We start from the raw sequence: 26,274 nt of genomic DNA, 5'->3' as shown, positions 1-26,274 counted from the left end.
CCGCTGCCGGCGTCGCCGTCGCCGCTACGGGGGCCCGAGCAGCCAGAGCACCGCGACGAGCACCGGCTGCCCGGCCAGCGCCGCGGTGACGAAGGTCCACCGCATCCACGGCTTCGCGACGAGCTCCGGCGAGCCGAACAACGGTGCCAGGGGCATGAGCAGCCGCGGGGTCGAGGCCATCGGCAGCGACACCGCGAAGATGTAGAGCGCGTAGGCGGCCGAGTACAGCACGGTCGTCGACCCGAGCCGCTTCGTCGACCGGCGGAGCAGCCAGATCGGGAACCCGACGAGCAGGAACACCACGATCAGGATCCCGCCGACGCCGAGCCAGCGCCCGGCGATGAGGAACCACGGCGACAGCGGCACGAAGTCCACGCGGCCGATGAAGTTCACCCACCACGACATCTCGGTCTCGAGGTAGGCGTTCGGCGTGCCGGTGACGTGCGACGCGATGACCGGCCACGCGAGGCCCGCCGCCACCATCACGGCACCGGCGGCCACGACCTGCACCTGCTCGCGGAGCGGGAAGGTGTCGAGCACCCGCCCGGTCTCACGGCGAGCCCGGACCCACCGCACCAGGGCGATGACCCCGAGCACGAGCGGGACGGCCAACGCACCCGGACGGGTGAAGGCAGCAGCGACCCCGAGCACGGTGAGCAGCCCGTACCGGCGACGCTCCAGGGCGAGCAGTGCGCCGAACGTGAGCGCGAGGAACATGCTCTCCGCGTACCCGACCTGCAACAGGAACGACAGCGGCCCGCACGTGAAGAAGAACACCGCCCACATCGCGGCGGCGTTGCCTGCACGGTCACGGACCAGGCGGTGCAGCAGGTAGGTCGCCACCAGCCCGGCCAGCACGGAGATGAGCGGGGCACCGACGGTGAACGGCAGCCCGGTCGAGGCGGTGAGCATCCGGATCGTGAACGGGAACGCCGGCAGGAAGGCCCAGGCGTTCTGCGCCACGTTGCCGACGGTGTCGAGCGGCAGCACGTCGGGGTACCCGTGCAGCGAGATCTGCTCGTAGTACTGGCCGTCCCAGGCGGTGAGGAACGCCGTGAAGCCGTGCCCGTTGCCCCAGATGGCGTTGTCCGGCATCGCCCGTCCGATGAGCGGGTACGCGAGTGCCAGCCACAGCGTCGACACGATCCGGCCGCCGGTCCAGACGAGCAGCACGGCCGCCCACGCCGGCAGGGAGGTGACGGTGTCGAGTGCGCGACGCCGTCCGGTCGAGGCGGTCCCGGTGACCGCGCCGTCGAGCCGGCTCATGCGCGTGCTCGGCGCGAGCCCGTGCGCGCTCGGCGGCGTTCGGGCAGGGATGACGGCACCCGGCCAGGGTAGTCGCCCTCCACCTGGGTGGTCGGTGCGGCACCCCGGACGGGAGGCCCGACTCGCGTTCTGCAATGCGGAATGCGTTGGTCGGGTGGTCGGCCCCACCGCGTGGCGTCCGCCTAGCCTGGAGTCTCCGCCGACGACCGACGACCGACGAACCACAGGAGCAACCGTGCCGAACCCCACCGCGCCGAAGACCGCCATCGTGACCGACGACGCCCCGAAGCCCGCCGGGCCCTACAGCCAGGGCATCGTCGCCAACGGCTTCATCTACACCGCCGGGTTCGGCCCGCAGGACCCCGCCACGGGTGCGATCGCCGACGACGTGGCCGGTCAGACCGCGCAGGTGCTGGCCAACGTCGCAGCGGTCCTGGCCGAGCACGGTGCCACCCTCGACGACGTCGTGAAGTCCACGGTGCACCTCGAGCACTCCGACCGCGACTTCCCGGCCTTCAACGAGGAGTACGCGAAGCACTTCTCGCAGCCGTACCCGGTCCGCACCACCGTGCAGTCGCACCTGGCGAACATCCTGGTCGAGATCGACGTCGTGGCGGTGCTGCCGAGCGCTTCGTGACGTCGGGACAGGCTGTGTGAAGCCTCACCGAGGCGCCTCGCCACGCTGGATCACCGACCCCCGGTGCCCGCTGCTCCCTGCCCGTGGTCGATCCGGCCCGGGTGGCGACGCAGCCCGGCCCCGGGGGTCGCGTGCGTCAGGGCGCCCTCGGCCAGCACGGGGACACCGGCGACGAGGACGTCGTCGATGCCCTCGGCCAGGCGCATCGGTTCGTCGTAGGACGACCGCGCCGCGACCCGATCGGGATCGACGACCACGAGGTCGGCGACCGCCCCGACGGCGACCGCGCCACGTCGGCCGAGGCCGAGCCGATCGACTGCGGTGGTGGACAGGTGCCGCGAGGCCTCGCGCCATGTCAGGAGCCCCGTGCGGGCGAAGTCCTGCAGGTAGCGCGCGAACGTGCCGTACGCCCGTGGGTGCGGGTGGGTGCCCACGAAGATGCCGTCGGACCCGGCTGTGTGCCCGGGCAGTCGGAAGAGCGGCGCGAGGTCGTCGGCGGTCCGGGGACGGGGCACGCGCATCACGGCGGTGACCTGCAGTGCCGAGTCGACCAGGACGTCCAGGGCCAGGTCCACCGGATCCGTCCCGGTCGCCTCGGCGGCGTCGGCGAGGGTGCGGCCCTGCAGCGCGTGGAACTCGGCGGCGGGCACGTGCGACAGCGTGATCTGCTCCGCCCAGCCGGTGCCGAGGTCGGCGCGGGACAGCACGCGGTCGAGCACGGCCGCCCGGACCGCGGCACGACCCTCGTCGTCGGCGATCGCGTGGGCGAGGTCCTCGGTGCCGGGGCGGGCGAGGGCCGCGGGCAGCAGCAGCATCGACAGGATCGTGCAGCCACGCGAGTACGGGTAGGCGTCGAACGACATCGGGGCGCCCTCGGCCTCGAGCTCGGCCAGCGCGGTCACCGCGAGGTCGACGGGCGCGTGCAGGTGGGAGACGTGCGCGCGGACGCCCGACGCGCGGACGATGTCGGCGATCTCGTCGAGGCCGGCGCGGGCGTTCCCCTCGTAACCGCCGCGCATGTGCGAGACGTACAGACCGTCGACGGCAGCGACCTCGGTGCAGAGCGCAGCGAGTTCGGCGGTGCCGGCGAACAGGCCGGGGACGTAGTCGAGCCCCGTCGCCATGCCGACCGCGCCGTCTGCGAGGCCGTCGCGCACGAGCTCCCGCATCGCGGCCAGCTGTGCGCTGTCCGCCGGCCCCGGGTCGTCGCCCATGACCTGGTGCCGGACCGTGCCGGCGGGCAGGAGCGTCGCGACGTTGATCGGGGTCGTGCCGTCGTAGGTCGTCAGCAGGCCGTCGACCCCGCCACCGCGGTACGTCGGGTGCGGACCGTCGATGGCGGCGAAGGAGGTGTCGGCGTACGAACCGTCGCCCGGTGCCGGCCCGACGCCGTCCTGTCCGGTCACGATCGTGGTCACGCCCTGGCGCAGGAGCGCGAGCTGCACGCCCTCGTCGAACACGAGCGATCCGGCGTGCGAGTGCGCGTCCACGAAGCCCGGCAGCACCAGGCGTCCGTCGCAGTCGATCACGTGCGCGTCGGCAGGGGCGTCCAGGTCGGCACCGACGGCGCGGATGACGGCGTCGGTGACGAGGACGTCGGCGCGCACCGGGGCCCCGTCCGCACCGAGCACCGACCCGCCGCGCAGCAGGACGCCGCCGCCGGCGGACTGCTCCCCGGCCGGCTCCCCGGTCATCGGTCGAGCGCCGCGACGAGGCGGCCGGCCCGCTCCTGCAGGGCGTCGAGGTCGCCCGAGGTCAGCGCGTCGCCGACGAGGGGGGACCCGAGTCCGACGGCGACCGCACCGGCGGCCAGGTAGTCCGGGGCGTCGTCGACCCCGATGCCCCCGGTCGGGATGACGTCGACGAAGTCGAGCGGTGCCAGGACCTGCTTCAGGAACGCGGGGCCGCCGAGCTGCGCCGCCGGGAAGACCTTCACCGCACGGGCGCCGAGCCGCCACGCGCGGACGATCTCGGTCGGGGTCGCCGCACCGGGGTACCAGCCGAGGCCACGCTCGTGCGCGCGCTCGCCGAGTTCGGCGTCGAGGTGGGGACTGACGGCGAACGAGGCCCCGGCAGCGGCGGCCTCGTCGAGCTGGCGGACGTCGAGCACCGTGCCGACGCCGATGGAGGCCGCGGAACCGTACCGCTCGACCGCCCACGCGATGCCCTCGCGCCAGCGCGGGGTGTTCGTGGTGATCTCGATCGCCGTCACGCCGGACTCGACCAGGGTGGCGATGACGTCCTCGACGTGGTCGCCGGTGCCGCCGCGGAGGATCGCGATCGCCGGACCGGCCTGGTGACGGTGCCGTGCGGCGGCGTGCTGTTCGGTGCTCGTGGTGTCGTTCGTCATGGTGCGCTTCCTCGAGTGGTGGTGTTCAGCGGACGCGGTGTCGTCGGACACGGCGTCAGCGGTCGACGTGGTCGTGCACGGTGTGGTCGGTGTCCGACGGATCCGGGGCGTGGTGCAAGGCGGCCGGGTCCGGGCGGCGCCAGTCGCTCTCGACGGTGCAGGCGAGGGCGCCGGCGTCGGCGGCCCGGTCGAGTGCCTCGGCGGCGTCCGCTCCGCCCAGGCTCGCCGCGAGCCAGCCCGCGACGAACGCGTCACCGGCACCGACCGGGTCGACGACGCGCACCGGAGTTGCGGGCCGCCGCACGAACACGCCGTCGATCGACGCCACGGCGCCGCGGGAGCCGAGCTTCACGACCGCGCGGCCCCGTGCCAGCGCGGCGAGGTCGTGCGCGAGCGCTTCCTCGTCGTCGTCCTGGTCGTCGCGGCCGAGCACGAGCCGGGCTTCGTCGTCGCCGGCGAACACCACGGCGGACCGTGCTGCGACGGCTCGGTACCGGTCTCGTGCAGCGTCGGCCCCGATGAGCTTCGGCCGGTGGTTGACGTCGAACGACACCGGCACACCGGCGGCGGCCGCCCGGTCGAGCGCTGCGGTCACGGTGTCGTGTGCGGACTCGGAGAGTGCGAGGGTGATCCCGGTGACGTGCACGAGCGCAGCGGTCTCGATGATGCTGCCGGGCAGGTCCGTCGCGGCCAACGCCGAGCCGGCCGAACCACGGCGGTGGTAGGTCACCCGAGTACGGCCGTCGAGCAGCCGCTCCTTCATCATGATGCCGGTGGAGCGCTCGGCGTCGGGGACCGCGAGCACGTCGACGCCCTCGCCACCGATGTCGGCGGCCACCCGGTCGCCGGCGGGGTCCGTGCCGACCCGACCGATCCACGTGGCCGGAACCCCGGCGCGGACCAGGCCGATCGCGACGTTGCTCTCGGCTCCGCCGGTGTCCACCCGCATGTGCTCGAGGTCCGGCACCGCGCCGACGTCGCGCCCGGTCAGGAGCAGCATCGTCTCGCCGAACGTCAGCACCGAGCCGGTCACCGCGCACCCCGCGCGAGGGCGAGCTGCGCCGACGAGGACCCCAGCGCGACCGAGATCTCGTGGGCGGTCCGCACGACCCCGTCGCCGAGTTCGCGGACCGCCGCTGCGGGGAAACGCGAGGCCAGCCCGGAGATGCTCATCGCGCCGACCACCTGGTTCGCGTGGTCGAACACCGGGGCGGCGACGCACCGGATGTCGGGCTCGTTCTCGCGGTCGTCGATGCCGTACCCCCGTCCGTGCGTGCGGTCGACCTCGTGCCGCCAGCGGTCGTCGTCGGTGATGGTGTGCTCCGTCATGACCTGGGCCGGTTCGGCGAGCACCCGGTCGAGCAGCTCCGGTTCACCGAACGCGACGATCGCCTTGCCGGACGCCGTGTTCCGCATCGGCAGGCGGTTCCCGATCCGGGAGCCCATGCGGACGGTGCCGCGGGTCTCGACCTTGTCGACGTAGACGATGTCGGTGCCGTCCGGCACGACGAGGTGGCACGTCAGGCCGGTCTGCTCCGCCGTCCGACGCAGGAACGGCGCCGCGGCGGAGCGCAGGTCGATCCCCTCGAGGTAGCTCTGCCCGAGCAGCAGGGCGCCGAGGCCGAGCGTGAAGCCGGCGTCCGGGGTTCGGCGCAGCAGGTCGTTCTCGAGCATCGGGGCCGTCAGGCGGAGCACCGTCGACTTCGAGGCGCCGAGCTCGGCGGCCAGCACGGACAGGCTGACGGACACCGCGCCGCTGCGGGTCCGGTCGGCGATGCAGTCGAGCAGGCGCAGCCCGCGACGCAGGGACAGTGCGGCGTTCCGGGCGGGACCGTCGCCGTCCGTCGGCACCGGGGCCGCGGTGGTCGCGCGCATCAGAACCACGTCGCGATCGTCCGGAGCACGGTGTCGTCGTCGGCGAGGACGTGCACCTGCCGCCACTTGTCGAACACCGTGCAGGGGTGCGAGATGCCGAACACGACGACGTCGCCGGGCGTCAGCTCGGGGGCACCGTCCGCCAGCGCGAGGTAGCAGTGCTGGTCGTCGAGGCGGGTGACGGTGACCGCCCCGGGCGGCGGGACGACCTGTGTGGCGCCCGCCGGGCCTCCTGGCAGGGCCGGCCGCACCGACCGCACCACCGGCAGCCCTTCGTCGAAGGAGATGTCGCGCTTGCCCACGGCGACGAACGCGAGCCCGGGCTCCGGACAGGACGTCACGCGTCCCCAGACCTCGATCGCGGCGACGAGCGAGCCCTCGGCCGGGTGCCGGCCGAACGGCGTGCGCTCGGCGTAGAAGCCGTCGTCGTGGGTCAGGTACGCACCCGACCGCAGCAGCACGTCGAGGTCGTCGGTGCGAGCTGCCACCGCGTCCACGACGGCGTCGAACCAGGCGCTGCCGCCCATGCTGAGGAGCCCGCGACCGTCGACGAGCCCGCGGACGTCCTCGGCGACGTCGAGCACGCCGGCGACGTACTCGCGCGCAGCATCGACGCCGGGCAGCCCGCCCTCGTACCCGGAGACCCCGCGGAGCACGAGCCCGGCGTCGTGGGCGAGCAGCGCGAGGGCACGCGCGTCGTCGGGGGAGCGGACCCCGGTGCGCCCGCCCGGGAACCCGAGCTCGACCAGGACGTGCAGTTCGCCGGCGACGCTGCCCTGTGCGGTGACGGCGGCGGTGACGCCCGCGGCGGAGTCGACGTAGCAGAGGACGTCGGCGTCCGGGTCGACCGTGCGCCGGGACGCGAGCCAGGCGAGGCCGGCGGGGTCGAGGACCTCGTTCGCGACCAGGATCCGGTGGACGCCGTGCTCCCAGGCGACCATCGCCTGCTGGACGGACGCGACCGTCACACCCCACGCTCCGGCGTCGATCTGCCGCGCGGCGAGGTCGGGCGCCATGTGCGTCTTCATGTGCGGCGCGAACAGCAGCCCGTGGCGGTCGACGTAGGCCTGCATGACGGCGGCGTTGTTCGCCAGGGCGGACTCGCGCAGGGTCATCACGGGCAAGTGGGCGTGGTCGAGGACGTGGTGCGGAGTGCCCGTTGCCGGGTCCCAGGCGCCCTTCGTGGTCACGGTCCCGGTCGTCGTGTCGGCGTCGGTCATCGGTGAGCCTCCTGTCGTCGCGCAGACTCCACGCTCCCGCTCGGCGGACCCGCAGGGCAACGCTGTGGTGCGCATCATTCTGCAATGCACAACGCGATCGCGGAACCTCCTGACACGATCCCCCGCGACCCGGCACCGGGCATAGCCTTTGACGCGACATGGCGACGACGATGACGACACCCAGACGGCGGACCGGCAGCACGGCGGTCGCCGTGCTCGTGGCGGGGACCTTCTTCATGGAGCTCCTCGACGGCACGATCCTGGCGACCGCGGCGCCCGCGATGGGACGCGACCTCGGCGTCGACTCGGCCGCCGTCGGCGTCGCGATCACCGCGTACCTGGTCACCCTGGCGGTGTTCATCCCCGTCTCGGGCTGGCTCACCGACCGGATCGGGTCCCGCACCGTCTTCGCGGGCGCGATCGCGCTCTTCACGATCGCGTCGGCACTCTGCGCGATGTCGACCGGCCTCGTCGACCTGACGCTCTGGCGCATCCTGCAGGGGCTCGGCGGTGCGCTCATGGTGCCCGTCGGCCGCCTCGTGGTGCTCCGGAGCGCCGGCCGCGAGCAGCTCGTCACGGCGATCGCGATCCTCACCTGGCCCGCCCTGGCCGCGCCGATCATCGCCCCGTTCATCGGCGGCGTGCTCGTCGACACCCTGACGTGGCACTGGATCTTCCTGATCAACATCCCGCTCGGCGTCATCGCGTTCGTCGCCGCGCTCGTGCTCGTCCCGCAGGAGCGCGCCGCGCAGCGTGTGCCGTTCGACTGGTTCGGGTCGCTGCTCGCGTGCTTCGGCCTCGGGTCGCTCGTCGTGATGGCGTCGCTGCTCGCGCTCGACGTCATCCCGGTCCTGGCCGTCGTGGTGTCCGGTGTCGTCGGTGCCGTCTGCTGCTGGTTCGCGATCCGGCACTTCCGCCGGGCGCCGCACCCGATCATGGGGCTCGAGGCGTTCCGGCTCGAGACGTTCCGGGTGTCGCACGCCGGCGGCAGCCTGTTCCGCCTGGCGGTCTCCGCGGTGCCGTTCGTGCTCCCGCTGCTGTTCCAGGACTCCTGGGGCTGGAGCGCCGTGCTCGCCGGGTCCGCCGTGCTGTGGGTCTTCGTCGGCAACCTCGGCATCAAGCCGATGACGACGCCGTTCCTGCGCTGGTTCGGCTACCGCCCGGTGATCATCGTGTCGAGTGCGATCGCGGCGCTGACCGTCGTCGCGATGGCCTTCATGACCGAGGACACCCCGTTCTGGCTGCTCGCGGTGCTGCTCGTCGTGAGCGGAGCCGCCCGCTCCGTCGGCTTCACGGCGTACAACACCATCGCCTTCGCCGACGTCGAGCAGGCCGACATGACCCCGGCGAACACGCTCTCGTCGACGCTGCAGCAGACCGCCGCCGGGTTCGGCGTCGCCGTCGCAGCGGTCGTCATCCGCGCGGCCGGCGGGCTCGGAGGCGACGGCCCGTACACCGTCGCGTTCTGGGTGATCGCGGCGCTGCTCGCCGTCGCGTGCGTCGAGGGCATCCTGATGAGCCGCACAGCGGGGGACACCGTCCGCCCCGCCCGCCGGGTCCGCGCCTGACCCGGGAGGTTCCGCGCAGCCCACGACTGTCCGTTTCCGTCACGGTCACACGCGCGAAACCCGACAGGCGTTACAGTCTCAGCATCCGTTTGCGAACGCCGAGTACGGTTGCCGCGGCAGGGTGACCCGGACCACCCGGACAGGAAGGCAGCATGGCCGCGCCAGAACAGCAGAGCACGATCGCCACCGACGCAGGCGTGCCGCCCACTGCCCTCCGGGTCGTCAGCTACAACCTCCGCGAGCACACCGCGAACGGTGAACTCGCCGCCCTGGCCGAGGCCTCAGACGCCGACGTCCTCTGCGTGCAGGAGTGCGACAGCAACGACCTGGCGCCGTCGATCGGTGGGCTGTCGCTCGCCGCGTCGACCCGCACGAACCGCCTCGGACTCGCCATCTACAAGCGCGACGACCGCTTCGAGGTGCAGGACTTCAGCATCCACTCGCTGCAGAAGTCCCTGCACGACCGGGTCCTCGCACCCGCGCACGAACGGCTCATCGCGATGCACCTGCGCGACACCGAGGCTGACGCCGAGGTCGTCGTGGCCTCGTTCCACGCCTCACCGCTGACCGCGACGAACTCCCTGCGTCGCAAGCAGATCGAGGCGGCGCACCAGTTCCTCCGCGAGCTCGCGAAGGACGTCCCCGCGGTCATGGTCGGCGACTTCAACTACCCCTGGTTCCAGACGAACCTGCGTCGGAAGATCGAGCAGGGCGGGTTCGCACTGTCGCTGTCCGACCAGCCGACGTACCTGCGCTACCGCAAGTTCACGGGCCACTTCGACTTCGCCACGAGCGTCGGGCTGCACATCGCCGGCGTCGAGACCCTGCCGGCGGGCATCTCCGACCACCGTCCGATCCTGGTGCGCGCACACTACGAGCACCCCGGAGCGACCGGCACGATCGAGACCGTGGAGTCCCCGGCCGCCTGACCCGCGCGCCCGCCCCGAGCGCGCCCCCGCGCCCCCGCGCCCCCGCCCCGCTGCTCCCGAGGTTCCGAAATCTCGGCATCTCGGCGCTCGCAGCGGGCGTTCGTGGAACCTCGGCGGATCGCATGCGGCGAGTCGTGGAACCTCGGCGCCGGACCGAGCAGAGACGGCATCGAGCGGCGCCCAGGACCCGTCCCACTCGGCCCGTCCCGGCCCGCTTCCCCGACACTCCGAGATTTCGGAACCTCGGGGGCCCCAGCGGGCGTTCGTGGAACCTCGGCGGAAGGCATGCGGCGAGTAGTGGAACCCCGGCGGACGTGAGCGGCGCGTCGTGGAAGCCCGAGACCGCTCGGCGGACGACGCGGGGCGCGCCCGCAACGCGGCAACGCACTGGAGGCCCGGCGCCGGTTCCAGGAACCGGCACCGGGCCTCCAGGCAGTCACGACCACGGCACGTGCCGAGGTCGCAGCACACGCCGCGCGCGGCGCACCCGCGTCAGCGACGCAGGGTCGCGCGCGCCAGCCGGTTGCCGACGAACTGGCCGAGCTGCACGATGACGACGATCGCCGCCACCGAGACGTACACGATCCACCAGTCGTACCGCTGCGATCCGTAGGTGATCGCGTACTCACCGAGTCCACCGCCGCCGATCAACGCACCCTGCGCCGTCATGTCGACGATGCCGATGTAGATGAACGTGTAGCCGAGGATGAGCGGGCCGAGGCCCTCGGGGATCAGGACGGTCAGCAGGATCGAGATCGGGTGCGCACCCGATGCGCGAGCCGCCTCGACGACGCCGGGGTCGACCGCGAGCAGGTTCTGCTCGACGATGCGCGACACCGCGAAGGCCGCTGCCAGGGAGATCGCGAAGGTCACCGCGGGCACGCCGATCGTGGTCTGCACCACGACGCGCGACAGCGGGGCGATCGCGGCGAGGAAGATCACGAACGGGATCGGCCGGACCAGGTTCACGACGACGTTGATGATCGTGTACGCGGTGCGGTTGCCGAGCAGGTTGCCCGGACGGGTCGCGTAGAGCAGCAGCCCGAGGGCGAGCCCGATGACGCCGGCGATGACGAGTGACACGAGCGACATCACGATGGTGTCGCGCATGGCGGCGAGGAAGACGTCGAACGTGTCGATCACGCTCTGGAAGGAGTTGTTCACGCTGCTGCCTCCTCGTCGGTCGTGACGCCGTCGGCGCGCAGGGCGGCGACGGCGCGGTCGATGGCGTCCGGTGCACCAGCACCAGCACCAGCACCAGCACCAGCACCAGCACCAGCACTGGCACCGGCCGTCAGCTCGTACGTGAGCGACCCGATCCGGCGCTCGCGGATCTCACCGACCCCGCCGTAGACGAGCTCGGCGGTGACCCCGGCGGACCGGAACACCGCGTCGATCCGGTTCTGCAGCCCGGCCTCGTCGGTGATCTGCACGGTCACCAGACGACCGGGGTGGCGTTCCCGCAGGCGAGCGAGCGTGTCGACCGAGGGGCGGTCGTGCAGCGCGGTACGGACGAACCGCTGCGCAGCACCCGTCTTCGGCGCGGAGAACACGTCGTAGACGTCTCCGACCTCGACGACGCGACCCTGCTCCATCACGGCGACGCGGTCGGCGATCTGGCGGACGGCGTCCATCTCGTGCGTGATGACGATGATCGTGACGCCGAGTTCCTTGTTCACCCGGCGGAGCAGCCCGAGCACCTCGGACGTGGTCTCCGGGTCGAGGGCGCTGGTGGCCTCGTCGGCGAGCAGCAGGTCGGGCGACGCCGCGAGGGCCCGCGCGATGCCGACGCGCTGCTTCTGACCGCCGGACAGCTGCTCCGGGTAGGCGTGGGCGCGCTCGAGGAGGCCGACGAAGTCGAGCAGCTCGGCCACGCGACGGTCCCGCTCGTCCTTCGGCACACCGGCGACCTTGAGCGGGTACGCGACGTTGCCGGCGATGGTGCGGGACCGGAACAGGTTGAACTGCTGGAAGATCATCCCGATGTTGCGACGCGCCAGACGGCGATCCCGCTCGGGGATCGCCGTCAGTTCGCTGCCCGCCACGGTGACCGTCCCGGAGCTGGGCAGCTCGAGGGCGTTCACCAGGCGGACCAGGGTGGACTTGCCGGCACCGGAGTACCCGATGACGCCGAGGACCTCTCCCTGGTGCACGTCCAGGGAGACGTCCTCGACGGCCACCACGGTCTCGCCGGTGTCGGCGCGGCGGTAGTGCTTCGAGACGCCGCGGAGTTCGACGAGGACCGGCACTACTCCGCTGCCGCCTTCGCGTCGGACTCGACCGTGGTGAGCTCCTTCTGCAGCGAGGCGGCGCTCTCGTCGCTCGGGACGGCGTCCGGGTAGTCCTTCGCGAAGACCTTCTGCACGGCCTCGTCCTGGAACAGCTTCGCCAGGTCGAGGTACGTCTTGTTGGTCTTGTCGGCGTCGCGGACGGCGAAGACGTTCACGTACGGGGCGGCGGAGGCGCTCTTCGGGTCGTCCTGGAAGATCGCGTCCTTGGTGTCGAGCCCGGCCGAGGTGGCGTAGTTCACGTTGACGATCGCGCCCTCGACGGAACCCTGCTGCAGGGCGTTCGCGGTCTGCGAGGCGTCGAGCGTCTGCACGTCGACCTTGTGCGAGGTGATGTCGGCCGTGGTCGAGAAGGCGTTGCCGCCGTCCTTGAGCTCGAGCAGGTCAGCGGCCTGCAGGACCAGGAGCGCACGGGCCTCGTTGATGGCGTCGTTCGGGATCGCGACCTTCGCGCCGTCCTCGAAGTCCGCGACGTCGGAGACCTTCGTCGAGTACAGCGGCAGCGGGTAGACGGCCGTCGCGCCGATCGGCTGCAGGTCGTCGTCCGAGGTGACGTTGTAGTTCGCCAGGTACTGGATGTGCTGGAACTGGTTGATGTCGATCTGCTTGTCCTTGAGCGCAGGGTTCGGCAGCGAGTAGTCCGAGAAGTTCTGGAGCTTCACGGTGACGTTGAGCTGCTCCTTGGCGGCCTTCACGTAGGTGTTCCAGTAGGGCAGCGACTTGTCCGAGACACCGATGGTGACGGTCTTCGGCGCAGCGTCACCGGCGGCAGCGCCACCGCTGTCGCCACCGGAGCGCACGACTCCGACGATGACGGCGACGACGATCGCCACGACGACGATGACGGCGGCGATGATCCAGCCGATCGGGCGCTTGCCCTTCGGCTTCTCGGGCAGTGCGGGGGCTGCGGACATGCTGGTGCTCCTCGTGGGCCGTGCTGTGCGGGGGGAGCCGCGGTGGTCCGCGGCGTGGAGTCGAGTGTGACGGGAGCGGGTCCCCGGTGCGAGTTCCGTTCCGCCGTGTTACATCGCCGTCACGGGGTGCATTGGTTCACTCGGTACGTGCGCAGCATCGAACTCGTCCTCGACGGCCCCTCGGACCGAGCGGTCCGGGCACTCTGGCAGACCCTCGTCGCCGCGGAGCTGCCGAGCCTCGGCCACTCGGGGACGAACGACCCGCACGTCACCCTCGTGGCCGGCGAGGCCGTTGCCGTCCCGACGGACCTCGACGCCGCGGTGCCCGAGGCCCTGCGCGTCGCCGGGCTCCTGCTCTTCCCGGCCGGGCCCGGTCGGCACGTGCTCGGCCTCGGTGTGGTCGTCGACCAGCCACTGGCCCGCTTCCACCACGCGGTCGACGCCGCCGCTCCCGGCTCGCTCGACTCGTCGCTGCCCGGTCGGTGGGCGCCGCACGTCACCCTCGCTCGGCGGATCCGCGACGTCGACCTGCCGGCGGCGCTCCGGGTCCTCGCTGCGGACGCGCCCCTGCCCGAGGTGCTCACCGTGGGCGGTCTCCGGCACTGGGACGGGGATGCGAAGGTGGTCACCCGCCTGCGCTGACGCGCCCTGCGGACCGGCACCGGGCCTCCTGGACGGCGAAGGGCATGCGGAACCTGGTTCCGGGGCGTCGGGTGCGCGGGTGCGCGGGTGCGCGGGTGCGAAGGGGCGCAGGGGCGTCGGACTGGAGGCGCGGGTCAGGCCCGCAGCACCCGCTCGCCGAACGCGGATGCGAACGTCCGGTCCGGGTCGGCTCGTGCGATCAGCGCACGGACGTCCGCCACCCGCGGGTACAGCTCCGCGATCGCGTCGCCGTCGAGCGAGCTCATCTTGCCCCAGTGCGGTCGCCCGTCGAACGGTGCGAGCCGCGCTTCGAGGTCGGGCAGCAGCGTGGCGACCGCCTCCGGGTGCTTCTGCCAGGTGAACGCGATGCAGAGCACGTCCTCGCCCTGGGTCGGGCTCAACCAGAGGTCGTCGGCCGCCATCGTCCGGAGCTCGCACACGTGCAGGTGCGGCTGGATGCGGTCGGCCAGCCCGCGCAGGGCGTCGAGCGCCGCCGCCGCGTGCCGGAGCGGGACGAAGTGCTCGCTCTGCACCTCGGACCCGTGGCTCGGCACGGACTCGATGGGGAAGTGCGGCAGCCGGTCCCACCAGGGGCCCACCGACCCGTCGCGGGCCGTGTGGTGGCCGTCGCCGGGGGAGCCGGGCAGCCGGGGAGCGCCGAACAGGTCGTCCGGCACGGCGACGTCGTCGGCGCCGTCGGGCACTCGTGACTTCACGAGCGCCTCGCTGATCTCGTCGCCGAAGACCGTGTAGGCGCACACCGAGTACCCGGCTGCGTGGACTGCGGCCACGTGGTCGGTGAACGTGCTCCACGGGAACGGCCCGTACGAGTCCTGCCGCATCCGGTACGTGGGTTCGAGGTCGAGCGTGACCCGGGTCACGATGCCGAACAGCCCGAGGTGCAGGACGGTCCCGGGGAACGCCGGGTCGGTGCGGTCGACGATCCGGAGCGAACCGTCGGGACCGAGCAGTTCGAGGGACCGGACCGCGGTGGTCAACGAGCCGAGGGTGGTGCCGGAGCCGTGGGTGCCGGTGGCGACCGCGCCGCCGACGGAGATGTGCGGGAGCGAGCCCATGTTGTGCAGCGCGAACCCCGCGCGGTCGAGGTCGGGGGCGACGACGCCGTAGCGGGTGCCCGCTCCGAGCGTCGCCGTCCGCTGGTCGGGGTCGACGACCAGGTCGGTGGGGATCGCGGTCAGGTCGAGCAGGACGCCAGGGGCGTCGGCGGAGTCGTTGAACGAGTGCCGGGTGCCGAGCCCGTGCACCCGGGGGGAACGTGCGACGACCTCGGCCGCTTCGTCGATCGAGCCCGGTCGGAGTACCTGCTCGGCCGTGTAGGTGACCGTGCCGGACCAGTTCAGTTCGCTCGCCGTCGACCGCATGCCGCCCACGATGCCACGTGGACCCGTGGGCGGCACCGCGGTCAGTGCGCGGGCGGGGGCGTCGGCGCGCCTTCGGGCACCGCCGGACGGGTGACGAAGACCGATGCCAGGATGCCGAACAGCGAGATCACCGCGCCGACCAGGAACGCGGTCTTCACGCCGGAGGCGGTCGCTGCGGCCACGGCGTCCGCACCCGCGCCGGTCGCTGCCGTGGCGGCGCCGATCGTGAGCAGGGTCACGAACAGGGCGGTGCCGGCGGCTCCGGCGAGCTGCTGCGCCGTGCCGAGGACCGCGCTGCCGTGGGAGTAGAGCTTCGGGGGCAGGCCACCGAGCGCCGCCGTGAACAGCGGGGTGAAGGTGAGCGCCAGGCCGATGCTCAGCACGACGTGCGCCCCGAGGACGAACCACACGCTGGTGTCCACGCCGACCGTGGAGAGCGCCCAGAGCACCGCGCTGACGATGATCGAGCCGGGGATGAGCAGTACGCGCGGTCCGCGACGGTCGTAGATGCGTCCGACGATGGGGGAGAGGAGCCCCATGAGCAGCCCGCCGGGGAGCAGCAGCAGTCCGACGTTCAGGACCTCGAGCCCGAGGACGCGCTCCAGGTAGATCGGCAGCAGGATGAGCGTGCCGAACATCGCCATGAAGCTCAGCGCCATCGCGACGATCGGGACGGTGAAGCCGCGGGTCTGGAAGGTGCGCAGGTCGAGCAGGGCGCTGTCGGTGCGCTGCAGTCGGGTCTGTCGGACGATGAAGACCGCCAGGGCGACGGCACCGACGACGAGCGCGGTGACCGGGACGAACAGGCCGGTGGTGCCGGCCTCGCCGATGCTGGACAGGCCGTAGACGATCCCACCGAACGCGAACGCGGACAGGATCACCGAGAACACGTCGAGCGGTGCCCGGCGGGGCGTCGAGACGTTGCGGACCTTCACCATGCCGAGGATGAGCGCGGCGATCGCGATCGGCAGGACGAAGCCGAACAGCCAACGCCACGAGAACGCGTTGAGGATGAGCCCGGAGATCGTCGGGCCGATGGCCGGCGCGACCGAGATGACGATCGAGATGTTCCCCATGATGCGGCCACGGTGGGCCGGGTCGACGAGGGTGAGCACCGTCGTCATCAGGAGCGGCATCATGATCGCGGTGCCGCTGGCCTGGACGATGCGGCCGACGAGCAGCAGTGTGAACCCGGGTGCGAGCAGGGCGATCAGGGTGCCGGCCGAGAACAGGCCCATCGCCCAGACGAAGACGGGGCGGGTGTTGAACCGCTGCAGCAGGAACCCGGTGATCGGGATCACGACCGCCATTGTCAGCAGGAAGCCGGTGGTCAGCCACTGCCCGGTCGCCGCACTGATGTCGAGGTCGTCCATCAGCCGCGGCAGCGCCACGCCCATGATCGTCTCGTTGAGGATGACGACGAACGCGGACACGAGCAGCAGCCCGATCACGAGACGGGTCTCGGCAGCGGTCGGTTGCGAGACGCTTCCCGTGCGGGGGGCGGAATCGACGGCCTGGGTCATGCGGGAGCTCCTGGTGGATCACGACTGGTGGAACGAGGTTGCGCAGAACGCGCAGACAGGGCAACCGCCTGAGTGGATTCGATTATTCCGCTCCGCACCGACATCCGCAGGTGAACGGTCGGTGTCGGCGGGTCAGTGCAGGATCGCGAACCCGTCGGCGTCGCCGTGCGGCACGACCGGCCGGAGGTCGACGTCCGTCACGGTGGCCGACGGCGGCCCGCTCCGCAGGCACTCCATCAACGTCTCGACCGCGACCGACGGCCCCTCGGCCTCGACCTCGACGGTGCCGTCCCAGAGGTTCCTGGCGTACCCGACGAGGTCGAGCCCGTCGGCCTTCCGTGCCGTCCAGTACCGGAACCCGACCCCCTGGACGGTCCCCGACACCACGGCATGCATCCTCGTCACCGTCGTCATGGTCCTCACCGTATCCACGCGGGGCCTCCCGGAGTTTTCGGCCTCGTGACGATCTGTTTCCGGTTCGTGACGACCCGGAGTCCCTCACGGGCGCAACACACCGCGCAGCGGTGATAGTGTCATCGCAACCCGAACACTTCGAGTCAGATTGACACTAAGGTCCACCATGGACGAAGCAGGCATCCGCGTCGCGGTCTCGACCGTGATCGTCGCGCTGCGCCCGCACCCCGACACCGGGGCACCGGCGCTGTGGATGCCGCTGGTGCGCCGGGTGGCCGAACCGTTCGAGGGGTCGTGGGCGCTGCCCGGCGGCTGGGTGGGCGTGGACGAGGGACTCGAGGACTCCGCCGCAGCCCGCCTGCGCGAGACGACGAACGTCCAGCCCCGCTACCTCGAACAGCTCTACGCGTTCGGCGACGTCGGCCGCTCACCGAGCCGGGTGGTGTCGATCGTGTACTGGGCGCTCGTGCACCCGGACGAGGCGAACGTCGTGCCGGACGACTGGAACGTCCGCTGGTTCCTCGCCGATGAGCACCCGCCGCTCGCCTTCGACCACGACCGGATCGTGGAGTACGCGCTCTGGCGTCTCCGCACCAAGATGTCGTACTCCCGCATCGCCCAGGCCTTCCTGGGGGACCGGTTCACCCTCGCCGAGCTGCGCGGGGTGTACGAGGCGGTGCTCGGGCGCGCGCTCGACCCCGCGAACTTCCGTCGGCAGGTCGAGAAGACCGACGCGATCCTGCCGACCGACGAGACCACGAGCGGGGGTCGGCACCGTCCGGCCCGGCTGTACCGCTCGAACCCCGACCTGGCCTACGCGGACAACGGCCCGCTGCAGCAGGGCACACGACCGCAGAACCGATAGGAACCACCGTGTCCATCGCGACGACCATCGACCTCATCTCGAACGGCAAGGCCGGCGGCAGCACCTGCACGCCCGACCTCGCCATACCCACGTGGGACTTCGACTCCCGGCCCGGGTACGGCCCGGGCTCGTCGATGACCGACGTCATCCCGACCAGCGCACCGCGCCAGGGCGTGCTGCCGGACGAGTACAAGACCGCGCCGACCGACGAGCTGCACGAGCGCATCGAGCGGGCGAAGGCCACGCTCGGCGACCGGGTCGTCGTCCTCGGACACTTCTACCAGCGCGACGAGGTCGTCCGGCACGCGGACTTCCTCGGTGACTCGTTCCAGCTCGCCAACGCGGCGCTGACGAAGCCCGACGCCGAGGCCATCGTGTTCTGCGGTGTGCACTTCATGGCCGAGACCGCCGACATCCTGGCCCGCGACGACCAGCGCGTCATCCTGCCGAACCTGGCAGCGGGCTGCTCGATGGCGGACATGGCCGACATCGACAGCGTCGAGGCCGCCTGGGCCGAGCTAACCGCCGTCTACGGCACCGAGCCCGACGCCGACGGCCGGGTACCCGTCATCCCCGTCACCTACATGAACTCCGCAGCCGACCTCAAGGCGTTCTGCGGGCGCAACGGCGGCATCGTCTGCACCAGCTCGAACGCCGCGACGGTGCTCGAGTGGGCGTTCGAGCGCGGGCAGCGCGTGCTGTTCTTCCCCGACCAGCACCTCGGTCGCAACACCGCCAAGGCCATGGGGATCAGCACCGACCTGATGCCGATGTGGAACCCCCGGAAGCCCCTCGGTGGCAACGAGCAGAGCGACCTCGAAGCGGCGAAGGTCATCCTCTGGCACGGCTTCTGCTCGGTGCACCGCCGCTTCACCGTGGACCAGATCGACCAGGCCCGACGCGAGCACCCCGGCGTCCAGGTCATCGTCCACCCGGAGTGCCCGATGGCCGTCGTCGACGCCGCCGACCACGCCGGCAGCACCGACCTGATCCGGAAGACCGTCGCCGCGGCCACCGAACCGACCACGTTCGCGATCGGCACCGAGATCAACATGGTGAACCGGCTCGCTGCTGAGTACCCGCAGCACACGATCTTCTGCCTCGACCCGGTCGTCTGCCCGTGCTCGACGATGTACCGGATCCACCCGGGCTACCTCGCCTGGGTGCTCGAGGCCCTGGTGCGTGGCGAGGTCCTCAACGAGATCGTCGTCCCCGCCGAGGTCCAGGCCGACGCCAAGGTCGCGCTCGAGCGCATGCTCGCGGCCAAGCCCCGCGGCTGACCCCCGAGCCCGACCCCGAACGACCGAGGGAGACCACCGTGCACGTCGTCATCGTCGGCTCCGGCATCGCCGGACTGACCGCAGCGATCCGTGCCAGCGCCGTCCACGACGTCACGCTGGTGACGAAGGGCGCGCTCGCCGACAGCGCCACCGCGTACGCCCAGGGCGGGGTCGCGGTGGCGCTCGGTGCCGACGACTCGCCGGCACTGCACCAGGCCGACACCCACGTCGCGGCGGCCGGCAGCGCGGACGTGCGCGCCGTCGAGGTCCTCTGCACAGACGGACCGGCGCGGGTCCGCGACCTGCTCGCCCTCGGTGTGCCGTTCGACCGCTCGACCGACCCGTCGGCACTCGACCGGTACGGCGACGACCTGGCCCGCGGGCGCGAAGCCGCGCACGGACGCTGGCGCGTGGTGCACGCCGACGGCGACGCGACCGGCGCGGCGATCGAGCGCACGCTCATCGACGCGCTGCACCGCCAGCACGTCACGATCCTCGAGCGCACCTGCCTCACCGACCTGGTCGTGCGCGACGGCACCGTCGTCGGCATCGACGTCCTCGACCTGCTCGGCGAACCCCGACGGATCGACGCCGACGCCGTCGTGCTCGCCTCCGGGGGAGCGGGACACCTGTACCGCGAGACCACCAACCCGCTCGTGGCGACGGGGGACGGCGTTGCCGCCGCGTGGCGTGCCGGAGCGGTGGTCGCCGACCTGGAGTTCGTCCAGTTCCACCCGACCCGCCTCGCAGTGCCGGACGGCGGGCTCGTCTCCGAGGCCGTCCGCGGCGAGGGAGCCGTCCTCCGTGACGCGCGCGGACGCCGCTTCATGACGGCGGTGCACCCGGACGCCGAGCTCGCTCCACGCGACGTCGTCGCCCGCGGCATCGCCGCCGCTGTCCGCGACCAGGGCGGCGCACCAGTGCTCCTCGACGCCACCGGACTCGGCGCGGACTTCCTGACCGGACGCTTCCCCGGACTCACCCGGGCCACCCGCGCGGCCGGTTTCGACTGGACCCGACAGGGCGTCCCGGTGTCCCCGGCGGCCCACTACTCGATGGGCGGCATCGCCACCGACGCCGAGGGGCGCACCAGTCTGCCGGGCCTGCTGGCCATCGGCGAGGCCGCATGCACCGGGGTCCACGGAGCGAACCGACTGGCCTCGAACTCCCTGCTCGAGGGACTCGTCTTCGCGTTCCGCGCAGCGGACGCGGTCGCCGGACCCCGGCCCGGCCTGCTCCGCCTGCGGGGGAACGCAGACCTGCGCGTGACCAGCGTTCCCCGAGCGGCGGACGTGATCCGCGCCTCCCGTCAGGCCTGGCCGGGAGGCCCGGATCACCGTGACGGGTCCACCGACGTCCGCCAGGCGGTCCAGGCCGTCATGACCGACCGCGTCGGGCTGCTGCGTGACGCGACCGGACTGGCGAGCGCCCGGCGCGAGCTCGACGCGCTCACCGCGCCCGCCACCGGCGGCGTGCGCGAGCACGAGGACCGCGCACTGCTCGACCTGGCACGGCTGGTCGCGCTCGCCGCCGAGACCCGCACGGAGTCCCGCGGTGCCCACGCCCGCACCGACCACCCCGACACCGATCCAGCAGCCCCGGCCTCGTACGCCTGGGTCGCCGAGACGGCCACTCGACACATCGCCGTTCCGCAGGAGGTTCCCGCATGACCATCGACCCCGGCACCATCCCGCCGCATGCCCTGCGCCGCGTCATCGAGACCGCGCTGGAAGAGGACGCGCCCTGGGGCGACGTCACCAGCGAGACGCTCATCCCGGCCGACGCGACCGCGACGGCGACGCTCGCGGCCCGCGAGCCCGGAGTGCTGAGCGGCGGGACCGTCTTCGTGGCGGTGATGCACGCGGTCGACCCGTCGATCCGGGCGACCGTGCACGCCGACGAGGGGTCCGCGTTCACCGCCGGTGACACGCTCGCCACCGTGACGGGGTCGGCGCGTTCGGTGCTCCGCGCCGAGCGGGTGGCGCTGAACCTGGTGCAGCGCATGTCGGGCATCGCCACCGCCACCGCGGCCCACGTCGCGGCCGCTGCGGGCACCTCGGCGCGGATCGTCGACACCCGGAAGACCACGCCGGGCCTCCGTGCGCTCGAGCGGTACGCCGTGCGCTGCGGCGGCGGGCACAACCACCGCACGTCGCTGTCCGACGCCGTGCTGGCCAAGGACAACCACCTGGCCGTGCTGCTCGCCGGCGGCATCGGCATCGGCGACGCGATCACCGCCGCACGGCAGCGGCTCGGGCACACCGTGCACGTCGAGGTCGAGGTGGACCGCATCGACCAGATCGAGCCCGTCGTCGCGGCGGGTGTCGACACGATCATGCTCGACAACTTCACGCCGGCCGAGCTCGAGACGGGTGTCGGCATCGTCGCGGGTCGCACGCTCGTCGAGGCGTCGGGCGGGGTGTCCCTCGACACCGTCGCGGCCATCGCCGCGACCGGGGTCGACGTCATCTCGGTGGGGGCGCTCACGCACTCGGCCCGGGCGCTCGACCTCGGGCTCGACATCGCGGTGGCGGCCGGGGACTGACCGTGTTCTACCTGGACCGGGCGGCCACGACCCCCGTCCGCCGCGAGGTCCTCGAGGCGATGTGGCCGTTCCTGACCGGGGTGTTCGGCAACCCGTCGTCGACGCACGGTGTCGGGGACGAGGCCGCGCGCGGGCTCGCGGCCGCACGGGCCACGGTTGCCGGCGTGCTCGGCTGCCGACCGGCCGAGGTCGTCTTCACCACGGGTGGGACCGAGGGTGCGAACACCGCGGTCAAGGGGATCGCGCTCGCCGCCCCGCGCGGACGCCACGTCGTCACCAGTGCGATCGAGCACGAGGCCGTGCTGGAGAGCTGTGCGTACCTGGCACGCTTCCACGGCTTCGACGTCACGGTGCTGCCGGTCGCGTCGGACGGCCTGGTCGACCCGTCGGTGCTGCGCGCGGCGCTCCGGCCGGACACGACCCTCGTGTCGATCGCGCACGCCGACAACGAGATCGGCACCGTGCAGGACGTCCCGGCGCTCGCTGCCGAGGCCCACGCGGTCGGCGCGCGCTTCCACACCGACGCCGTGCAGTCCGCGCCGTGGCTGCCGATCGGGCTCGACGTCCTGGGCGTCGACGCACTGTCGCTGTCCGGGCACAAGCTCGGGGCGCCGAAGGGGACCGGTGTGCTCGCGGTCCGGTCGGGGGTGCCCGTCGAACCGTTGCTGCACGGCGGGGGACAGGAGCGGGGCCGACGCTCCGGCACCGAGGACGTCGCCGGCGCGGTGGCGGTCGCGACGGCGCTCGGGCTGGTGGCCGCCGGTGGTGCTGCTGCCTCTGGTGCTGCTGCTGCCTACGGTGGTGCTGCTGCCTACGGTGGTGCTGCTGCCTCTGGTGGTGCTGCCGCCGCGACGGCCGTCCGTGACGCCGTGCTCGACGGGGTGCTCGGCGCCGTCCCCGGCGCGTTCGTGACCGGGTCGCGCGCGCACCGGCTGCCCGGGCACGCGTCGTTCTGCTTCCCCGGGGTCAACGGCGAGACCGTGCTGCTCGAGCTGGAACGGCGCGACGTCGTGTCCTCGTCGGGCAGCGCCTGCGCGGCGGGCAGCACCGAGGCGTCGCACGTGCTCACCGCGCTCGGGATCCCGGACGAGGTCGCCCGGACCGCGCTCCGACTCACCTTCGACGGTTCCCTCGGTGTCGAGGACGTGCCGGTCGTCGTCGGAGCGGTCGCGGACGCCGTGGCCACGGTCCGAGCACTCGGTTGACACATCGCATCCTGGGTGTACTAGACGTTCTACTCCATGAGTGGGGTCGTGTCCCCCCTTATGCGGACACGGAATCTGCGCCAGAGTGTCCACATGGCAAACGTGATGATGACCCGGACGCGACGGGACGACCGCTTCCGAGCGGTGCAGCTCCTGCCCGCACCGGCGACCCTCGTCGCGCTCGCCCTGGCTGCGCAGCACGACCTCGGCACCGCCCCCCTCGGGTTGATCGCCGCCGTCGGAGCGCTCGCGACCGTCGGGAGCGCCCTGCTCCCCATGATCCGACCCGCCGCCGCTCGACGATCGATGCCCGCACCGATCGAGACGGACCGGTACCGAGAGGACACCGAACACCCTTGAGGTCCGACACCGCCCGGCTCCTCCCGTGACCCGGCCGGTGCCCCAGACCGGATGTCGATACCCCTGATCGACATCCGGAGCGGGGCGCGACGTTCCCCCTGTCGTCGCGTCCCGCCACACACCGCGACCCGCCGTGGGCCGACGTCGACCCCCTGAACGACGTCGGTTCCCCTGCAGCCCACGGCGGGCTCCCGGTGTCTCCCGCTCCCGCTACCGTCGGGGCATGCCCTCGTACCGTGTGACCCTGGCGATCGGCGCACTCGCCGCCGGCACCGCGCCCGACGCCGTCCTGCCCGCTGCGGCCCGGCTGGTCGCCGAGCACGCCGTGGTCGAGGCGCAGGACGTCCGCCTGCTGCGCGGTGTGCCGTGCGCGGTCGTCCGGTTCGAGTCCGACGACGACGCCACGGCAGCGGTCGTGCGCGACCGGGCCGTGCACGGCCTCCGCGACGTGGTCGAGATCCGCTCCGACGTCGTCACGCGCCGCGACGGTGCGCGGTGGATCCCGGTGGCGTGACGACTGCGGCCGTGCCTGGTGCGTCCTGCGTGCCCGGTGCATCCGACGCGCCCGGTGCATCCGGCGTGCCCGGCCAGACGTAGTCGAGGTCGTCGGGTGCGTCCGGGAACAACTCGCGGTAGTGCTCCGGCGCCTTCTGCACCAACTTCGAGCGGTGTGACGCGTGCAGGGCCTCGTCGTCGTTCCACGGCGGGATCGGGACGTCGCCGCGCTCGTACACCGCCAGGTCCTCCGGGACCCGCCCGAGGTCGAGCAGCGTCTTCTCCAGGCAGGTGTCCACGTGCCCGCGGTCGAGCCAGACGCGGCACGTCGCTTCCTGGTAGGCCATGAGCGCCGGACGGTAGCCGCGCCACATCGCGGTGACCGGGTGGTGCTGCCAGCCGTACCCCGGCAGCGTCAGCGCCCGCATCACCTGCAGGGTCTCCACGCGCTGCTTGCCGAGACGCCGGTCGTCGAGGACCTCGGCAGAGGCCCGGAAATCGGCGTACGGCAAGAACGTCTGCATGCCGCGGGACGGTACCCGCGGGGCCTGGCACCCGACACATGTCGTCACACGCGGACCGCTCCCGTGGCAGGCGTGTGAGCATCGACCGCATGAGTGGAGAACTGGTCGTCGGCGTCAGCGGTAGCCCTTCGGACCCCTCGAGGACGTCCACCCTGGTCGCCGCCACGGTGGCGCGCCTCGGGCAGGAGATCGAGGGTGCCCGCACCGAGACCATCGAGATCGGCCCGCTCCTGGCCGACCTCGGTGCCGCGTCCTCGCGTGAGGCGATGTCCGAGCGCACCCGCGCGGCACTCGAGACCGTCGAGGCCGCCGACGTGCTCGTCGTCGGCAGCCCGGCGTTCCGCGCCGCCTACTCGGGCGCGTTCAAGCTGTTCTTCGACTGGATCGGGCAGTACGACCTCGTCGACACCCCGGTCCTGCTGACCGCGACGGGCGGCAGCGACCGTCACGCCCTGCTCGTCGAGCACCAGATGCGCCCGCTGTTCGGCTTCTTCCAGTCGACGACGCTGCCGATCGGGGTGTTCGGCAACGAGCGCGACTTCACCAAGCGCGAAGGTGGCTACGACATCGGCAACGTCGACCTCGAACTCCGCATCGACCAGGCCGTGCGCCGGGCGATCCCGATCATCCGCGGGGGCTTCGCCACGGCCGGCCTGGCCGACGTGCGGCGCCCCGCGGACTTCTGACCCTTCTGCGCGTTCCTGGCCGATTCGGGCGTACCTGGTCTGAAGTTCTCACCAGGTACGCCCGATTCGACCTCGCATCGCAAGTGTTGTGGGAAAGAACGCCTACGGAGCGGGGACGGTGACCGTCTCGCCCGACGCCGCCGACCGGCGCGCCGCGTCGAGCACCTCGACCACGTGCACCGCGTCGTCGACGGGCACCGGCACCGGACCGAGCCCGCGGACGGCCCGTGCGAACCGCTCGTAGTAGTCCGTGTAGGAGCTCTGTGCCGACGGGACGTCGACCGTGCCGGACTCCGTCGTGAGGGTCCCGGACGAGGGCTCGACTCCCCAGGTCGACCGGTCGTCGGCAGGTGACGCACCCGCCACGGCTGCCTGCGCCTGCACGTCGGTGCTCGTGGCCTCGTACGTGCCGTCGACACCGTCGAGGCGGAGCTGCCGTGCGCCCAGCCACCCGGCCTTGTTCGACGTCAGGACGGACTCGACGCCGGACACGTGCGTCGCTGCGAGCGTGAAGCCGGCGTCGATCTGGCCGTCCTGGTCGCGGCCGAGCGAGCGGGCATCGCGGACGTCGAGCGTGCAGGACACCCGGGCGATCGGTCCGAACAGCGACACGGCCTGGTCGACCAGGTGCGAGCCGATGTCGGAGAGCACGCCGCCGCCGATGCCGGTCGCGATGCCGTGCCGCTCGACCAGGTCGAAGCGGGACCAGAAGCGGAGCGGCGCCCCGACCCGTCCGGCGTCCAGCACACTCCGGAGGGTCGCGAGGTCGGTGTCCCAGCGGCGGTTGTGGAAGGGCGTGATCACGACGCCGGCATCGGCCGCGGCCTGTCGGATCTCGCGCGCCGTGGCCGGGTCCGGGGCGAACGGCTTGTCCGCGACGACGGCGATCCCGGCGGCGATCGCCTGCAGGACGAGTTCGCGGCGGGTGGACGGGGGAGTGGTGACGACGACGGCGTCGACGCCCGCGGCGATCAGGTCACCGAGGGAGTCGTGCACGGTGACGCCGGGCAGGTCGGTCGCGAGCTGCTCGTGCTTGGCGGCCGAACGGGCGACGACACCGACGAGGTCGACGCCCGTCGCGTCCAGCAGGAACGGGCGGTGGAACGCCCGCCCTCCGATGCCGTAGCCGACGAGTCCGATGCGTACTTTGTCCATACATATGAACCTAGCGCGTCGGGCCAGCGTTGGGAACGTTCCAACGAGGCGGACGGGAGGCCCGCTGCGGCCCCGCCACGGGCCTCCCGTCCGCCTCGTGCGCACGTGTCGGGCGCGACGTGCGCGACGTGCGCGACGTGCGCGACGTGCG

The 26,274-nt window shown here is 72.3% G+C and carries 25 protein-coding genes and 1 tRNA gene; 12 read left to right on the top strand and 14 right to left on the bottom strand.

Translation table 11 applies throughout. The features are described 5' to 3' along the window. Positions 1 to 24: 24 nt before the first annotated feature. Complete coding sequence (locus tag ITJ60_RS01670) at positions 25 to 1,266, bottom strand: hypothetical protein (protein WP_194646503.1); 1,242 nt, start codon at positions 1,264 to 1,266, stop codon at positions 25 to 27. Between the two features lie 235 nt (positions 1,267 to 1,501). Here ITJ60_RS01670 and ITJ60_RS01665 point away from each other — a divergent pair, with 235 nt between their 5' ends. Continuing rightward, positions 1,502 to 1,903, top strand: a complete 402-nt coding sequence (locus ITJ60_RS01665; protein ID WP_123313916.1) for a RidA family protein — start codon at positions 1,502 to 1,504, stop codon at positions 1,901 to 1,903. Positions 1,904 to 1,953: 50 nt separating this feature from the next. On the opposite strand, the gene ITJ60_RS01660 is transcribed toward ITJ60_RS01665, so the two are convergent. From ITJ60_RS01660 to ITJ60_RS01640, 5 genes are read right to left on the bottom strand one after another with little or no spacing between them, the layout of a single operon-like run. Beyond that, positions 1,954 to 3,597, bottom strand: coding sequence for an N-acyl-D-amino-acid deacylase family protein (locus ITJ60_RS01660; RefSeq protein WP_194646501.1), 1,644 nt, complete (start codon positions 3,595 to 3,597; stop codon positions 1,954 to 1,956). After that, entirely contained in the window at positions 3,594 to 4,253 is a 660-nt protein-coding gene (locus tag ITJ60_RS01655) for a bifunctional 4-hydroxy-2-oxoglutarate aldolase/2-dehydro-3-deoxy-phosphogluconate aldolase (protein ID WP_194646499.1), read from the bottom strand. Before ITJ60_RS01655 ends, ITJ60_RS01660 begins: the two co-directional genes overlap by 4 nt. A gap of 55 nt (positions 4,254 to 4,308) precedes the next feature. Further along, positions 4,309 to 5,286, bottom strand: a complete 978-nt coding sequence (locus ITJ60_RS01650) for a sugar kinase (protein ID WP_194646497.1) — start codon at positions 5,284 to 5,286, stop codon at positions 4,309 to 4,311. Next, a complete protein-coding gene (locus ITJ60_RS01645) occupies positions 5,283 to 6,128 on the bottom strand; it encodes an IclR family transcriptional regulator (protein ID WP_123292034.1) in 846 nt (281 codons plus the stop codon). The genes ITJ60_RS01650 and ITJ60_RS01645 overlap by 4 nt, the downstream gene beginning before the upstream one ends. Then, on the bottom strand, positions 6,128 to 7,348 hold the full coding sequence (locus ITJ60_RS01640) for an alanine racemase (RefSeq protein WP_194646495.1): 1,221 nt from the start codon (positions 7,346 to 7,348) through the stop codon (positions 6,128 to 6,130). The genes ITJ60_RS01645 and ITJ60_RS01640 overlap by 1 nt, the downstream gene beginning before the upstream one ends. Before the next feature lie 158 nt (positions 7,349 to 7,506). Here ITJ60_RS01640 and ITJ60_RS01635 point away from each other — a divergent pair, with 158 nt between their 5' ends. Both ITJ60_RS01635 and ITJ60_RS01630 read left to right on the top strand, forming a co-directional pair. Next, a complete protein-coding gene (locus ITJ60_RS01635; RefSeq protein WP_228509679.1) occupies positions 7,507 to 8,916 on the top strand; it encodes an MFS transporter in 1,410 nt (469 codons plus the stop codon). A gap of 152 nt (positions 8,917 to 9,068) precedes the next feature. Continuing rightward, entirely contained in the window at positions 9,069 to 9,845 is a 777-nt protein-coding gene (locus ITJ60_RS01630; protein WP_111084345.1) for an endonuclease/exonuclease/phosphatase family protein, read from the top strand. Positions 9,846 to 10,337: 492 nt separating this feature from the next. Here ITJ60_RS01630 and ITJ60_RS01625 read toward each other — a convergent pair whose 3' ends face one another. From ITJ60_RS01625 to ITJ60_RS01615, 3 genes are read right to left on the bottom strand one after another with little or no spacing between them, the layout of a single operon-like run. Continuing rightward, positions 10,338 to 10,955, bottom strand: a complete 618-nt coding sequence (locus ITJ60_RS01625) for a methionine ABC transporter permease (RefSeq protein WP_111084480.1) — start codon at positions 10,953 to 10,955, stop codon at positions 10,338 to 10,340. Positions 10,956 to 11,005: 50 nt separating this feature from the next. After that, positions 11,006 to 12,094 carry a methionine ABC transporter ATP-binding protein gene (locus tag ITJ60_RS01620; RefSeq protein WP_194646493.1) on the bottom strand — a complete coding sequence of 363 codons (1,089 nt, stop codon included), beginning with the start codon at positions 12,092 to 12,094 and terminating at the stop codon, positions 11,006 to 11,008. Further along, positions 12,094 to 13,047 carry a MetQ/NlpA family ABC transporter substrate-binding protein gene (locus ITJ60_RS01615; protein WP_123338796.1) on the bottom strand — a complete coding sequence of 318 codons (954 nt, stop codon included), beginning with the start codon at positions 13,045 to 13,047 and terminating at the stop codon, positions 12,094 to 12,096. The genes ITJ60_RS01620 and ITJ60_RS01615 overlap by 1 nt, the downstream gene beginning before the upstream one ends. A gap of 147 nt (positions 13,048 to 13,194) precedes the next feature. On the opposite strand from ITJ60_RS01615, the gene ITJ60_RS01610 reads away from it, so the two are divergent. Beyond that, positions 13,195 to 13,689, top strand: coding sequence for a 2'-5' RNA ligase family protein (locus ITJ60_RS01610; protein ID WP_194646492.1), 495 nt, complete (start codon positions 13,195 to 13,197; stop codon positions 13,687 to 13,689). A gap of 134 nt (positions 13,690 to 13,823) precedes the next feature. Here ITJ60_RS01610 and ITJ60_RS01605 read toward each other — a convergent pair whose 3' ends face one another. The 3 genes from ITJ60_RS01605 to ITJ60_RS01595 form a co-directional block, all read right to left on the bottom strand. Further along, complete coding sequence (locus ITJ60_RS01605; protein ID WP_194646490.1) at positions 13,824 to 15,071, bottom strand: FAD-binding protein; 1,248 nt, start codon at positions 15,069 to 15,071, stop codon at positions 13,824 to 13,826. A gap of 41 nt (positions 15,072 to 15,112) precedes the next feature. Continuing rightward, entirely contained in the window at positions 15,113 to 16,594 is a 1,482-nt protein-coding gene (locus tag ITJ60_RS01600; protein WP_194646488.1) for an MDR family MFS transporter, read from the bottom strand. Between the two features lie 132 nt (positions 16,595 to 16,726). Then, positions 16,727 to 17,008 (bottom strand): acylphosphatase, encoded by a 282-nt coding sequence (locus ITJ60_RS01595; RefSeq protein ID WP_228509678.1) that lies wholly within the window; start codon positions 17,006 to 17,008, stop codon positions 16,727 to 16,729. Between the two features lie 166 nt (positions 17,009 to 17,174). Between ITJ60_RS01595 and ITJ60_RS01590 the strand changes: the two genes are divergently transcribed. The 7 genes from ITJ60_RS01590 to ITJ60_RS01560 all read left to right on the top strand — a co-directional run bounded on the left by ITJ60_RS01590 (position 17,175) and on the right by ITJ60_RS01560 (position 23,667). Next, positions 17,175 to 17,873, top strand: a complete 699-nt coding sequence (locus tag ITJ60_RS01590) for an NUDIX hydrolase (protein ID WP_111084339.1) — start codon at positions 17,175 to 17,177, stop codon at positions 17,871 to 17,873. 8 nt (positions 17,874 to 17,881) lie between these two features. Beyond that, a complete protein-coding gene (nadA, locus tag ITJ60_RS01585) occupies positions 17,882 to 19,153 on the top strand; it encodes a quinolinate synthase NadA (RefSeq protein WP_194646486.1) in 1,272 nt (423 codons plus the stop codon). A gap of 38 nt (positions 19,154 to 19,191) precedes the next feature. Then, a complete protein-coding gene (gene nadB / locus ITJ60_RS01580; RefSeq protein ID WP_194646484.1) occupies positions 19,192 to 20,823 on the top strand; it encodes an L-aspartate oxidase in 1,632 nt (543 codons plus the stop codon). Then, complete coding sequence (gene nadC / locus ITJ60_RS01575; RefSeq protein WP_194646483.1) at positions 20,820 to 21,698, top strand: carboxylating nicotinate-nucleotide diphosphorylase; 879 nt, start codon at positions 20,820 to 20,822, stop codon at positions 21,696 to 21,698. Before nadB ends, nadC begins: the two co-directional genes overlap by 4 nt. Before the next feature lie 2 nt (positions 21,699 to 21,700). Then, complete coding sequence (locus ITJ60_RS01570) at positions 21,701 to 22,903, top strand: cysteine desulfurase family protein (RefSeq protein ID WP_194646481.1); 1,203 nt, start codon at positions 21,701 to 21,703, stop codon at positions 22,901 to 22,903. Positions 22,904 to 22,996: 93 nt separating this feature from the next. Further along, positions 22,997 to 23,263 carry a hypothetical protein gene (locus ITJ60_RS01565; protein WP_131921776.1) on the top strand — a complete coding sequence of 89 codons (267 nt, stop codon included), beginning with the start codon at positions 22,997 to 22,999 and terminating at the stop codon, positions 23,261 to 23,263. Positions 23,264 to 23,585: 322 nt separating this feature from the next. Continuing rightward, positions 23,586 to 23,667: transfer RNA gene (locus tag ITJ60_RS01560), tRNA-Ser, on the top strand. A gap of 69 nt (positions 23,668 to 23,736) precedes the next feature. Here the strand turns inward: ITJ60_RS01560 and ITJ60_RS01555 are convergent. Beyond that, on the bottom strand, positions 23,737 to 24,282 hold the full coding sequence (locus tag ITJ60_RS01555; protein ID WP_194646479.1) for an MSMEG_6728 family protein: 546 nt from the start codon (positions 24,280 to 24,282) through the stop codon (positions 23,737 to 23,739). An 89-nt stretch (positions 24,283 to 24,371) separates the two neighbouring features. Between ITJ60_RS01555 and ITJ60_RS01550 the strand changes: the two genes are divergently transcribed. After that, a complete protein-coding gene (locus ITJ60_RS01550; RefSeq protein ID WP_165901113.1) occupies positions 24,372 to 24,968 on the top strand; it encodes an NAD(P)H-dependent oxidoreductase in 597 nt (198 codons plus the stop codon). A gap of 102 nt (positions 24,969 to 25,070) precedes the next feature. On the opposite strand, the gene ITJ60_RS01545 is transcribed toward ITJ60_RS01550, so the two are convergent. Then, positions 25,071 to 26,123, bottom strand: coding sequence for a Gfo/Idh/MocA family protein (locus ITJ60_RS01545; RefSeq protein WP_194646477.1), 1,053 nt, complete (start codon positions 26,121 to 26,123; stop codon positions 25,071 to 25,073). Between the last annotated feature and the right edge of the window lie 151 nt (positions 26,124 to 26,274).

It is taken from the genome of Curtobacterium sp. VKM Ac-2884 (genome assembly GCF_015350945.1).
Classification (GTDB): domain Bacteria; phylum Actinomycetota; class Actinomycetes; order Actinomycetales; family Microbacteriaceae; genus Curtobacterium.
Note: the sequence above shows the minus strand (reverse complement) of the source record. Positions and strands in the feature narration are given on the sequence as shown.